Here is a 13,056-nt window from a genome sequence, read left to right on the forward strand (position 1 = left end):
ATGAGAGTTGCTCTGGGGCTGGAGTATGACGGGAGGTTCTTCGAAGGTTGGCAAACCCAACCTTCAGGAAGAACGGTCCAAGACCATCTCCAGGAAGCCATTTTTAAATTTACCGGTGAAAAAGTAAATGCCGTCTGTGCCGGAAGAACTGATGCGAAAGTACATGCTTCCGGACAGGTTGTTCATATAGACACCGAATGCGAGAGAAATGATTTCTCTTGGGTTCGGGGTCTTAATTCTTATTTAGAACCCACCGTAGCGGTGCGTTGGGCGCAATATGTGCCGGAAAGTTTTCATGCGAGATTTTCTGCCGTCTCCCGCACCTATCAATATTGGATTTCTAATGAGCCTGTCCGTTCTCCTTTATTGGCGGGAAGAACGGGATGGGTTTTTCGTCCGCTTGATGAAAAAAAAATGCAGGAAGGGGCCGATTACCTTCTGGGCGAACATGATTTTTCCAGTTTCAGAGCTGCCGGATGCCAATCTAAGACGCCAATCAAAACCGTCAACTTTATAGAAGTAGAAAGGAGAGGACGGTTTATTAAAGTTGAACTCCAAGCCAATGCCTTCCTCTACCATATGGTTAGAAACATTGTGGGTTGTTTGGTATACATTGGATCTGGCGCCAGAAATCCTGAATGGATGGCAGAAGTGCTTGCCGCCAAAAAAAGAGAAAAAGCCGCGCCTACATTTTTCCCTTCCGGTTTATATCTGACCGGAGTCGGATATCCCGAAGAGTTTAAGCTCCCTCAGTACGGAGCCTCGCCATTCTAAGTTAAGAAAGTAAGCAAAAAACGCAAAGCACAGCTTGCCTGCTTGCGATAAAATTCGGGAAATTGTTTTGGAATTGAACATGAGTTGGATTGATAAATTTCTTCCTCCAAAGATTAAGCGTACCGACGGAGAAACCGGCAAGAAAGACATGCCTACCGGCGTCTGGATTAAGTGTTCGGACTGCGGAGCCACTTTGTACGCTCAAGAATTAAAAGAAAATCTCAACGTTTGCCCGAAGTGCAATCATCACATGCGCATTAACGCCAGAGAGCGCTTGGATTTCCTGTTGGATAAAGAGGGAAGAACCGAGATTGGCGCGGAAGTCCAGCCTTTAGATCCGCTCCGCTTCAATGACAGCAAGAAATATACCGATCGAGTAAAACAAGCTAAAGCTAAGAGCAATGAGACGGATGCTTTGGTTGTCATGAGCGGTTACATGAACAACATTCCTGTTGTTGCTGCAGTTTTTGAATTTGATTTCATGGCAGGATCTATGGGTTCCGTTGTCGGAGAAAGATTTGTGCGAGGCGTACAGGAAGCCATTCGCCGTAAGTGTGCTTTCGTCTGCTTTACTGCAACCGGGGGTGCCCGTATGCAGGAAGGTTTGTTCTCTCTGATGCAGATGGTTAAGACAACTGACATGATTGCCCGTTTGTCCAATGAAAAACTGCCTTTTATTTCAGTTTTAACCGACCCAACCATGGGCGGCGTATCAGCAAGTTTTGCTTTCATGGGTGATATTGTCATGGCCGAACCGAAGGCTTTGATTGGTTTTGCAGGGCCGCGTGTTATTGAACAGACTGTCAGAGAAAAACTTCCGGAAGGCTTCCAGCGTTCCGAATTCTTACAAGAAAAAGGTGCAATCGATATGATTGTTCACCGTAAAGATTTAAAAGAAGAAATTTCTAAGCTTATCGCTCTTTTGCAAAAAGAGTCTATAGACGTATTGGAATAATTTTATGCCGCCGTGTAGGCGGTTTTTTATTTATGCAAACATTAGAACAATGGCTCTCGTTCATTGAGCATCTTCATTCCAAGACCATAGATATGGGATTGGAACGAATGAATAAGATGATTAAGAAAATGGACATCAAGTTTGATGTTCCGGTTTTTACGGTCGGAGGTACCAACGGCAAGGGGTCGATCTGTTCTTATCTTGAACACATCCTTCAAGCCCAGGGTTACAAGGTTGGTGTTCACACTTCGCCTCATTTAATTCGTTTTAATGAAAGAGCTAAAGTCAACGGTCAATACGTCGCAGATGAAGAATTCTGCAAATATTTTGAAGAAGTTGAGAAAGCTCGGGGCGAATTGACGCTTTCTTACTTCGAATACACCTTGTTGGCCATTCTGAAGCTTTTTCAAGAAAAACATCTCGATGCGGTAATTTTGGAGATTGGCTTAGGCGGCCGGTTGGACGCTGTTAATACTGTTGATCCGACTGTTTCGATTATTGCCAGCATAGGCATAGATCACACGGCATATCTAGGAAATACGCGTGAAGAAATAGCTTGGGACAAAGCTCATATCTATCGTCATAACAAGCCTGCAATTTGCGGAGACAAAAATCCTCCGGAGACTTTGATTTCTTATGCAAAAGAAATAGGCGCATTGCTGGAAATTAACGGTAAAGATTTTGAAGGTATCAAGACGGGTGATAATTCTTGGAACTATGCCGGTCCCAAATGGAAGCTCAATGATTTGCCGCTTCCTTCTATGAAAGGTGTATATCAAATTAATAACGCTTCAGCTGCTTTGGCGGCACTTGAAGCCGTTGAAGATCAAATTGAAGTTGATAGAAGTAGTATCGAAACCGGCTTGAAAACAGCCCTTTTGTCCGGTCGATTCCAGAAAATTCAGAGCAAACCGGAAATTATTGTTGATGTAGGACATAACCCGCACGCTGCGGTTCAGCTTGCCGAGACCTTAAAAGCCAATCCGATTGGAGGGAAAACCTATGCAGTCTTTGGAATGCTTTCTGACAAAGACAGAGAAAAGGTTTGCTCCATTATGGGATCTTGTGCAGACTGTTGGATGGTCTGCGATTTGCCCGGAGAGCGGGGAGGAAAAGCGGAAGATTTGCAAAAATGTTTGATAAAAGAAGGAGTTGCGGATGATCAAATAAAAATTTTTGCAAATGTTGAATATGGTCTCCAAAATGCGCTAAAGACTGCCCGGAGCACTGATAGAATACTCGTGTTTGGTTCTTTTGTGACGGTAAGTGCAGCGCTTACCATCTTAAAAGTTCCTGTGTTGTAAGAAGGTCAATGGAAAGAAGTTAAATGGGTCTGTTTTCTAAATTCAGCAAAAAGCCCGAGGAGCCACAAACTCATGAAGAACCGGGGATGAGCAGAAGTCTTAACAACGACGTCGTCAATAAAGAATTTGCAGGTAGGGAACCTGGTTTTAACCAGCCCAAAAACCCTCTAAATTCAACTACTCAGATTCTGAGGACCAGTCCAGCTGAAACTCAAAATCAACCTGCTTTTTCTGAATCCAAATCCGAGACTAGTTTTCTTTCTTCCGGCCCCAGAGGAGATACTGCGAAGCCTCCCGTGCCGCCGGCTTCTCCTTCTCAGGAAGTGCCTCTGTCAGCACCTAAAGAATTCATCCCGACTCCAAGAAAGGTTTTCCCTGAGCAGAAGCCGAGCAAGGAGACATCGGAACAAATCAATTCTTCTCAAGAACAATACAGACAGATTAAAAGAATTCGAGCGCGCCGCAGACTTATCGGTGCGGTAATGCTTTTAGCTTTAGTTGTGGTTACAGTCCCCTTCTTATTTGATAAGGAGCCTCCACCTCCGACAGTAACTATTCCACTTAGAATACCGAGCCAAGATAGTGTGGATGTGGCCAGCATTCAGGTTCCTGGCAGTTCAGCTGCTGTAAACTCCTCCGTGGTTCCTTCTTCTCAGGACAATGCGGCTAGGCCTGCTCCCGCAACTGATGCTGCGACTGCGAAGCCTGCTTCTTCTAAGCAAAACCCTCCTGCTCAAGCAAGCAAGAAAGACGAGAAAACTCCACAAAAAGCAGATAAGAGTCAGCAGAAACCTGAAAAGAGTGAAGCTAAAAAGCAGGATGCTAAGAAAGATCAGCCGAAGGCTAAGTCTCAGGAAACTGCAAAACCTGCAGTTGCAGCGAAAGGCAGTTATTATGTTCAGGTTGCAGCTATTTCTAACGAAGCACGCGCCAAAGAACTGTTGAAGAAGATTCAAGGGGCAGGCATTCCGGGATATATTGAGCCGGTTGCCGTTAAGAACGGTAAAATTTGGCGTGTTCGAGCTGGTAACTTCCCGACCAGCAAAGCTGCTGAGGATGCAAGAGCTCGTGTTGGTCTGTTAGGATTAACAGGAAAAGTTGGTCAAATTAAATAATCTATGAGTGAACTCGACTGGGTTTTAGCCGTAATTATTCTCATCTCGACGATCATCGGAGTTTCCCGCGGAATGGTGAGGGAAATTTTTGCACTGATTGGTTGGGTCGCGGCATTTTTTGTCTCTTTGTATTATGCGGGAGATGTTGCTCAGATGCTGCCTCTGGAAACAGTAGGACCGATGCTGAAGATGTTTTTAGCAGTGGTTCTTATCGTCATTGCCTGCGTTTTTGCTGCAGGCCTGATTGGTAAGCTTCTGAGACATATTTTGTCCTCAATTTCAATTGGGGCAGAGGACAGACTTTTAGGGTGTCTGTTCGGTTTTTTAAGGGGAGTCTTGATCGTAGGATTGTTAGTCTATTTGGGAGGTTCGACGGAGTTCGTATCCAAACAGATTTGGTGGAAAGACTCGAACTTGGTTCCCTACGTGGAGAAAGGTATTGTTCTTTTCTCTCCGTATATCCCTAAGGAATTGTTTAACTTACAGAAATAATTTAATCCTTAATCTCGGAGAAAAGTATGTGCGGCATTGTTGCCCTGTATTCATCAAGTCCTGTTAATCAGAGACTTTACGATGCATTACTGCTCTTACAGCATAGAGGACAGGATGCGGCCGGCATTTGTACCGTTGAAGGCCGAACATTTCATATGCATAAAGCCATGGGTCTGGTTCGTGATGTATTCAGGACCAGAAACATGCGTGATTTGTTCGGCAACTGTGGTATCGGTCAAGTTCGCTATCCTACACAAGGCAATGCAGGTTCTAACAACGAATCTCAACCATTCTATGTGAACGCTCCTTATGGCCTGGTGATGGCTCATAACGGCAATCTCACCAACGCAGAGACCCTGTTGTGGGAGCTTTACGATCACGATCGCCGTCATATCAACACCACCAGCGATTCGGAAGTATTGCTCAATGTTTTTGCCAATGAACTTCAATTAGCAACTCAAGGCAAGCATCTTGATGAAGATTGTCTTTTTGATGCAATTAAGTCCATGCACAAGAGACTCAAAGGTTCTTATGCCGTTGTGTGCATGATTTCCGGTCATGGGTTGGTTGCCTTCCGTGATCCACACGGTCTACGTCCTTTATGCATCGGTACTAACACGGCCGAAGACGGAACCACGGAGTACATGGTGGCCAGCGAATCCGTTGCCCTCGAAGGCAGCGAATTTAAGCTTCTTCGCGACGTTGAACCAGGCGAAGCTATTTGGATTGATGAAAAAGGCAACTTTCATTCCAGGCAGTGTGCTGAAGAAGTCACAATGGCTCCGTGCATTTTTGAGTATGTTTATCTTGCTCGTCCGGACTCTACGATTGACGGCATTTCCGTTTATGCAGCAAGACTTCGTCTTGGAGAAAAATTAGCGGAAGAAATTAAGAAGACGATTCCATTGGATGAAATCGACGTTGTAATGCCGATTCCGGACTCTTCCAGGCCTGCGGCTGCTCAGTTAGCTAAGGTTTTGGGACTGGAATATCGTGAAGGTTTCATTAAGAACCGTTATGTTGGTCGCACCTTCATTATGCCGGGTCAGGCAATCCGCAAGAAGAGCGTTCGCCAGAAGCTCAATGCAATGCCGGTTGAATTCAAGGATAAAAGAGTTCTTCTTGTTGATGATTCCATCGTACGCGGAACGACAATCACAGAAATTGTGAAAATGGCCCGTCAGAGTGGTGCCAGAAAGGTTTATGTTGCCAGCGGTGCGCCACCGGTTCGTTTCCCGAACGTATACGGCATTGACATGCCGACCACAAATGAGTTGATTGCCGGCAACGGTAAGGATGTTGAATCCATCAGAAAAGAAATCGGAGCGGATGCTTTGGTTTATCAAACAATTGAAGGAATGAGAGAAGCCGTCGGCGGTTTGAATCCCGCAGTTCCTGATTTTGATTGCTCTTGTTTTGATGGAAGATACGTTACCGGTGATGTCTCTCCTGCTTATCTGAACTTCATCGAAGGCCAAAGAAAAGCAGCCAAGGAAGCGAAGAAGAAAGCTGAAAGAGAAGAATAGACTTTCATAAAAGTATCAAAGGCGTTTGGAGAAAATCCGGCGCCTTTTCTTTTCACGAAGCATGGAGAAAAAAGTCTGTTCTCCTAGTCAGCGCCTGCTGGACGCCTAATTTGCAGAAGAGCCCGTCTAAGTTCTCACGAGTCCTGAGGTCAATTTCATTGTTCATAAAACACTTAGAACTCAACGTCCTAATTTTTATTTCTTTAGAAAACCGCAAAACTTTTTGGTGTTTTTGATCGGGTAAAAAGTTCGCGTTCTACACTTTTTGAAGGTTGAGAACCTCCTGTTTTTGGGTGCGTATTTATGCTGTGAATAAAGCGTTACTTTTCAAATAATTAATAATTGAATGGAATTCTGTGTTGACCATTATGGTGTATCTCCAAGGGAAGTAAGGACATTATGAGAAATAATTAACATAATTGTTACAAAGGGGCGGATGGGCCCTACGTTTAAAGGCGGTGTTATTGTGAAAGAATATAGAAGACAACTCGCTCTTTTTGGAATGACAGTAATTGTTGCAGCCGGTCTGGTCGGATGCGATGACAAAAAAGCTCAAACAGAGAGTCATAGAGCATCACCGGTGCAAGTTGTAGAAGTAATCCGGCAAGACGTACCTGCGGATCTAAGTTTCGTTGCTAAAACGGAAAGTTCTCGCGCAGTTGAGATTTACAGCCGTATTTCCGGCTTTTTAGATAAAAGACTTTATCGAGAAGGCGGAATGGTCCAGAAAGGTCAAGTTCTTTTTGTTCTGGATAAACAGCCGTTTGAAGTACAGCTCAAAGAAGCTGAGGCAGCCTTGGATTCCAGTAAAGCTGCCCATTTGGTTGCAAAGCAGAACTTAGACCGCATTCGTCCTTTGGCTAAGTTAAAAGCTTTAAGCCAGTCTGATTTAGACAGCGCTGAAGGCCAGTTCCAAACGACACTTGCTCAGATTGCAAACGCACAGGCACAAGTAGAGTCGGCGAAACTTAACCTTTCCTACTGTACCATTACTTCCCCAGTCAGCGGTTATGCAGGATCTGCGTTGCAGACTGACGGAACATACATCAACACGGGCAATTCCCATCTGACGACTGTATATGCTATGTCGCCGATGTGGGTGACTTTCTCTATGTCGGAAAATCAGGAAGCAAAACTGAGTAAGGAAGTTGCCGACGGGATCATGAAAGTGCCGGCAAATAACAAGTTTATTGCGGAAGTTGAATTGGCCGGCGGCCAGATTTATAAATATCCCGGCCGCTTGACTTTTGCCAGTCCAGATTACAATCCGAATACAGGTACTTTTGAAATTAGAGCTTCTTTCCCGAATCCGGATAATGTCCTGAAACCTCAGCAGTATGTCCGGTTGATCGTGAAGGGCGCCACGTATCCAAACTCTATCATTGTTCCTCAAATTGCCGTCCAGCAAGGCGGAAAAGGACATTTTGTTTGGGTTATCAATTCAGAAGGCAGAGCGCAATACCGTCCTGTTACCGTCGGTTCTTGGATCGGCAGTAACTGGCTGATTACAAACGGGCTGGAAGCTGGAGACAAGGTGGTTACCGAGGGTGTCTTGACTCTTGGTCCGGATGCTCCTGTCACGATCGTTCAGAGCACGAAGCAAGAAAAAGTTAGTCGCCCCATGCAGGATCAGGTTGCAAAGAATATGCCTGAATTCGTGCAGGATCCCGATCAACTGATTCAAACGGATCCTTTAACCGGTAATTTGATTTCTTCTTCAAGCACCCCATCTAAGAATCCCGTGAAAGCTGCTCCTGAGAAAGAAATCGAGGATAAAGCTGCACCTTCTCCAACCAAGAAGTAGATCTAGGAGGAGAGTATGTTTTCTAATTTCTTTATTAAACGGCCGATATTTGCGATCGTTGTTTCGATCGTGATTGTGCTCGCCGGGTTGCTTTCGATGAAAGAGCTTCCGGTGGAACAATATCCGAATATGAGTCCGGTTCAAATTATGGTAACCGGTGTTTATCCCGGTGCCGATGCAGAAACCGTGGCCCAGACGGTTGCTGCACCAATCGAAACACAGATTAACGGTGTGGACAACATGATTTATATGACGAGTTCAAGCTCGTCCTCAGGTGCATGTGCCATTACCGTTTATTTTGCTATCGGAACCGATCCTGACATGGCGCAGGTTCAGGTTCAGAACCGTGTCAATATTGCACAGCCGAATTTGCCGGAAAGCGTTATCACCAACGGTTTGACGGTTGAAAAGCGTTCTGATTCTATTTTGATGTTGGTCGGTATTTACGGCACCGACGGCCGTTATACCCGTGACTACATTAACAACTATGCCAATGTCTATGTTCTCGATGCGCTGAAGAGAGTGCCGGGAGCGGGTCAGTCCCAGGTGATGGGTACTGCTGACCAAGCCATGAGAATTTGGCTGAATCCGGACAGAATGGCTTCTTTAGGCATTACAACTACGGATGTTGCGACTGCCGTCAGAACGGAAAACCAAAGATTCGCTGCCGGCAATGTTGGTGCATCTCCATCCGAACCGGAAACAGTTCAAACTTTCCCTATTATTGCTCCTTCTCCTTCAACCGATGTTTCCGGCTATGAAAACATCGTTGTCAGAAGCGAAAGCGAAGGAAGCGCAATTGTTAGAGTTAAAGACGTAGCGGATGTCTCTTTAGGCATGAAGAGCTATCAAGTCAACACTAACATGAACGGCTTGCCGACTACTTTTATTGCTATTTACTCACAGCCGGGGGCAAATGCTTTGGATGTGGCAGACGGTGTGTACAAAGCACTCGAAAATCTGAAGAGTCAGTTCCCCGACGGTATCGACTACAAGATCGCTGTAGATACCACCGATTTCGTCAGAATTTCTATTGACGAAGTTATTAAGACCTTATTCGAAGCGGTTTTGCTCGTTGTCGCCGTTATTTACTTGTTCCTTCAGAGCTTCAAATCAACAGCTATTGCGTGTTCCGCCATCGTAGTGGCTTTGACCGGCACATTTATCGGGATGCTGCTTCTGGACTTCTCCATCAACATTCTGACGTTATTCGGGTTGGTGCTGGCAATTGGATTGGTGGTTGACGATGCCATTGTGGTGGTGGAAAACGTCGAACGCAACATGAGCGATTTCGCCATGAACCCGATCGACGCAACTGAAACCGCTATGGCCGAAGTTTCCGGACCTATCATAGCAACAGTGTTAGTGCTGGCCAGCGTTTTCGTACCTGCTGCTTTCATGGGAGGGACGACCGGGATGCTGTACAAGCAGTTCGCTATTACCATCGCCATCTCCGTGACGATTTCCGGTTTTGTGGCGTTGACCCTGACTCCTGCACTTTGTGCTGCGTTGCTTACTCACAGACAAGCTCCCACAAAGGGTTTCTTCCATTGGTTCAATAAATTCTTTATCAGAATTACCAAAGCTTATGGAGGGTGGACTAAAGCCTTGTTCCGTCACACTATGATCGTTTTGGCATGTATGGCCATTATCTTCTTGGGCATTTACCAGATGTTCCGTGTGGTGCCGACAAGTTTCGTTCCGGCTGAAGACCAGGGTTATGTGATGGCTGCCATTATCATGCCGAACTCTTCAAGCTTGGAAAGAACCACATCGGTTTTGGAAAAGATAGAAAACAATATTAAGGATGTTCCAGGTGTACAAACATCTAACGCCATTTCTGGCTTCTCCTTGATCGACGGCGGTTTCAAAACAAGTGCCGGTACATTTTTCATGACTTTGAAGCCGTTCTCAGACCGTTATAAGAATTCTGAGACAGCGCGTAAAGAGAGTTCAGATGCTATTGTCGCAGAACTTGCCAGAATCGGTATGACCTCACAGCTTGACGGTTTGGTTGTTCCGTTGAATCCTCCCGCCATTCCGGGCTTAGGCAATACGGGCGGTTTTGAATTCTGGATCTCTGATACCGCGGGCGGATCGGCTAAACAGCTTCAGGAAGTTTTAGATAAGTATCTACAAGAGGCCAAGAAGCGTCCGGAACTGACCGGTTTGACCTCTACTTATTCTGCGGCTAACCAGCAGCTTAAGATTAACTACGACCGAGACAAAGCCCAGTTGCTTGGTCTGACATCTGCTGATGTGTTCGACACATTACAGGCTCAGTTCGGCAGTGCCATTGTCAGCCAGTTTAGTCAGTATTCTCGAGTATGGTTCGTTATTGTCCAGTCTGCTCCCGAATTCCGAGTAAAACCGGACGACGTCGGCAAACTCTATGTTAGAAATGCCAGCGGGGATATGATTCCGCTGTCCTCAGTTATTACAACTGAATATACTAACGGTCCGACGCTGCTGCCTCACTACAACGGATTCCCGGCAGCTCAGATTATCGGTAATACAGCCCCAGGGTATTCTTCGGGACAAGGTATGGCTGCTATGGAAGAGGTTGCCGATCAGGTTCTGCCAATGGGATACAAATACGGGTGGACCGGCATCAGCTATGAACAGCAATCTGCAGGTTCATCGTCTGCAATTGTATTCGGATTCGGTTTGCTTCTCGTATTCTTAGTGCTGGCAGCTCAGTATGAAAGCTGGGCACTTCCGGGCTCAGTCATTCTGGCAGTTCCATTCGGCGTTATCGGTGCGTTGCTTGCAACTTGGATGCGAGGATTAGACAACGACGTTTACTTCCAAATCGGTATGCTGGTCATGATTGGCTTGGCGGCGAAGAACGCTATTTTGATTGTTGAATTCGCTGTTGAACTGAGAAATAAAGGCTTGGATCTTCTGACTGCAGCTATTGACGCCGGTGAGATTCGTTTCCGTCCGATTATCATGACCTCTCTAGCTTTTATCGGCGGTACTCTTCCGTTGGCTTTAGCTACAGGTGCCGGCGCTGCTTCAAGACATTCTATCGGTACGGGTATTGTCGGCGGCATGATTGGCGTTTCCTCTTTGGCGTTGCTCTTTGTCCCAATTTTCTATATTTGGTTTGAAGGTTGGGCTGAAAAGAGAGGCGGCAAATCTGCCATTAAGACAGCCGCTAAGCTGTCTAAGCGCGGCATTTCCATGACTGAAAAACTGCGCCGTGCCATCTTAAGAAGGGACGGAAGTTTGTTCGATCCGAAGGCTACCGTCGCAGTTTCTCCGGAAGGCCAGGTCACAATTACCAATTCTCCGGGCTTTAACCCAGCAACTATTAGAGATGCTGATTACGGTGTCCCTGGAGGAGATGTTGACACAGTTCCTGCCACTCCGGAAAAGACTTCCGCTAAGGATGTGAAAAAGCCGGAAGATTCCGAGAAAACAGAACCTTCCTTCAAAGACCCGGATTCTGCAGGAAAACCTTCATCAACCGTTCAGGAAAACAAGGATAAATGATGAAAATTAGATTAATCGCATTGATGTCATTGGCCGGTGTGATTGCGCTGAGCGGTTGCACGGTAGGACCGGACTACAAGAGACCAACGTTGGATGTTCCTCTGGAATACAGGCAGATCAGCAAAGAAGTTGAGGATAATGCTCAGTGGCTGACTGCACGCTGGTGGACTCAGTATCAAGATCCAGCGATTGATGCTCTTGTATCAAGCGCTATTAAAAACAACAGAACGCTGCAGCAGACTATGTCGAACGTAGAGAAAGCTGCTGCTGCAGTTACCGTTGCCAGAGCAGATTTGTTCCCGCAGTTGAATTATCAGGGCGATGCGATGCGTCAGCGCCAGAGTATCAACACTGCTATGGGTGAAGCGCTCCAAGGGAAACCTTTCAGTACGAAAGAAGTCTTGGCTAGTGCATCATGGGAAATCGACCTGTGGGGCAAAATCCGCAGGAAAACTGAAAGTGCTACGGCGACTCTAAGATCTATGGAAGCCGCTCATAAGGCTGCGTTATCCTCGGTCATTACGTCTGTCGTCACTACTTATCTCAGCATTTTGACGGTAGACGAACAGCTTGAAGTCGCAAAAGAGACAGCCAACAGTTATTATCAGACCTATAGCCTGTTCAAAGTTCGTGCTACTCATGGCAATGTATCTGACATGGAAGTTGCACAGGCAAAGAGTCAGTGGCAGAGCGCTAAAGTTGAGATCCCAGTTTTGCAGCAGTCCAGAGTTGAGCTCATGAACTCTCTTTCTATTCTGACCGGCGTAGACGTAGGTGATATGCCCAAGTTCAAGAGGTTAAGAGCTTTGAAGGTTCCGGCAATAGGAAAGGGGATTCCGAGCAAACTGCTGACTGAACGTCCGGATATTGTTGAGGCCGAAGAAAATCTTAAGGCGGCAAATGCGGATATCGGAGCTGCGAGGGCGATGTATTTTCCGTCAATCTCTCTTTCCGGCGGTTTGGGATTCTCTAGTGAAGAACTTCACGATTTGATTAAATCTCCTTCAAGGGTTTGGTCTGTCGGCGGAAACATAACCGGTCCTATTTTCCACTGGGGTGCTGTGGAAGCAGGTGTGAAACAAGCAGAAGCTCAGCAAAAAGGGTTAGTGGCAGCTTATCGTTTAGCAGTGTCACAAGCCTTTGCCGACGTTGATAACGCTCTGAGCAAACGCCAGAAGGCTCTACAAGAGCTTAAAGATAGAACTGGCTTGGTGGCTAGTTTGAAGGAGTACAAGAGATTGGCAACTGCACAGTATCAAGAAGGTTACACCGGCTACTTTACCGTATTGCAGGCTGAGCAATCTCTGCTTCCTCAGCAGCTTCAGCTCGCCCAGGTTAGAGCCAATACATTAAGCTCTATTGCATCGATTTATCAATCTTTAGGCGGCGGATGGATTGATTTAGCTCTCCAAGAGGAAAGACAAGCAATTGCAGATTTGGAAAGAGAAGAGCAACTGAAGAAAGAAATCCAAGAAGCATCTCCTGAAGAAAGAGAAGAAAACTCCTTAATGTAAAACTCATTGTTAAGAAATAAGAGGTCATGCTGAGGGCGTGACCTTTTGTAATTCGTCTCGCTCAAACCTGAAAA

The 13,056-nt window shown here is 46.0% G+C and carries 9 protein-coding genes; all 9 read left to right on the top strand.

Going from position 1 to position 13,056, the window contains the following annotated elements; translation table 11 throughout:
• Window positions 1-774: a tRNA pseudouridine(38-40) synthase TruA gene (gene truA / locus ADH67_RS04965; RefSeq protein WP_066591882.1), complete on the top strand. Its 774-nt coding sequence runs from the start codon at window positions 1-3 to the stop codon at window positions 772-774.
• A gap of 79 nt (window positions 775-853) precedes the next feature.
• Window positions 854-1,729: an acetyl-CoA carboxylase, carboxyltransferase subunit beta gene (gene accD, locus ADH67_RS04970; RefSeq protein ID WP_066591883.1), complete on the top strand. Its 876-nt coding sequence runs from the start codon at window positions 854-856 to the stop codon at window positions 1,727-1,729.
• A gap of 32 nt (window positions 1,730-1,761) precedes the next feature.
• Window positions 1,762-3,033: a bifunctional tetrahydrofolate synthase/dihydrofolate synthase gene (gene folC, locus ADH67_RS04975; protein ID WP_066591884.1), complete on the top strand. Its 1,272-nt coding sequence runs from the start codon at window positions 1,762-1,764 to the stop codon at window positions 3,031-3,033.
• Between the two features lie 86 nt (window positions 3,034-3,119).
• A complete protein-coding gene (locus ADH67_RS04980) occupies window positions 3,120-4,148 on the top strand; it encodes an SPOR domain-containing protein (RefSeq protein ID WP_158212625.1) in 1,029 nt (342 codons plus the stop codon).
• A 3-nt stretch (window positions 4,149-4,151) separates the two neighbouring features.
• On the top strand, window positions 4,152-4,640 hold the full coding sequence (locus ADH67_RS04985; RefSeq protein ID WP_066591894.1) for a CvpA family protein: 489 nt from the start codon (window positions 4,152-4,154) through the stop codon (window positions 4,638-4,640).
• Between the two features lie 26 nt (window positions 4,641-4,666).
• Window positions 4,667-6,166 (top strand): amidophosphoribosyltransferase, encoded by a 1,500-nt coding sequence (gene purF, locus ADH67_RS04990; RefSeq protein WP_066591896.1) that lies wholly within the window; start codon window positions 4,667-4,669, stop codon window positions 6,164-6,166.
• A 436-nt stretch (window positions 6,167-6,602) separates the two neighbouring features.
• On the top strand, window positions 6,603-7,970 hold the full coding sequence (locus ADH67_RS04995; RefSeq protein ID WP_066591897.1) for an efflux RND transporter periplasmic adaptor subunit: 1,368 nt from the start codon (window positions 6,603-6,605) through the stop codon (window positions 7,968-7,970).
• 15 nt (window positions 7,971-7,985) lie between these two features.
• Complete coding sequence (locus tag ADH67_RS05000; protein WP_066591900.1) at window positions 7,986-11,468, top strand: efflux RND transporter permease subunit; 3,483 nt, start codon at window positions 7,986-7,988, stop codon at window positions 11,466-11,468.
• On the top strand, window positions 11,465-12,982 hold the full coding sequence (locus ADH67_RS05005; protein ID WP_236578476.1) for an efflux transporter outer membrane subunit: 1,518 nt from the start codon (window positions 11,465-11,467) through the stop codon (window positions 12,980-12,982). Before ADH67_RS05000 ends, ADH67_RS05005 begins: the two co-directional genes overlap by 4 nt.
• The last annotated feature ends 74 nt before the right edge of the window (window positions 12,983-13,056 follow it).

It is taken from the genome of Turicimonas muris (assembly GCF_002221595.1).
Lineage (GTDB): Bacteria > Pseudomonadota > Gammaproteobacteria > Burkholderiales > Burkholderiaceae_F > Turicimonas > Turicimonas muris.

Coding starts and splice junctions, on each gene's coding strand:
- truA (WP_066591882.1), top strand. CDS start 1: ATGAGAGTTGCTCTGGGGCTGGAGTATGACGGGAGGTTCTTCGAAGGT.
- accD (WP_066591883.1), top strand. CDS start 854: ATGAGTTGGATTGATAAATTTCTTCCTCCAAAGATTAAGCGTACCGAC.
- folC (WP_066591884.1), top strand. CDS start 1,762: ATGCAAACATTAGAACAATGGCTCTCGTTCATTGAGCATCTTCATTCC.
- ADH67_RS04980 (WP_158212625.1), top strand. CDS start 3,120: ATGAGCAGAAGTCTTAACAACGACGTCGTCAATAAAGAATTTGCAGGT.
- ADH67_RS04985 (WP_066591894.1), top strand. CDS start 4,152: ATGAGTGAACTCGACTGGGTTTTAGCCGTAATTATTCTCATCTCGACG.
- purF (WP_066591896.1), top strand. CDS start 4,667: ATGTGCGGCATTGTTGCCCTGTATTCATCAAGTCCTGTTAATCAGAGA.
- ADH67_RS04995 (WP_066591897.1), top strand. CDS start 6,603: ATGGGCCCTACGTTTAAAGGCGGTGTTATTGTGAAAGAATATAGAAGA.
- ADH67_RS05000 (WP_066591900.1), top strand. CDS start 7,986: ATGTTTTCTAATTTCTTTATTAAACGGCCGATATTTGCGATCGTTGTT.
- ADH67_RS05005 (WP_236578476.1), top strand. CDS start 11,465: ATGATGAAAATTAGATTAATCGCATTGATGTCATTGGCCGGTGTGATT.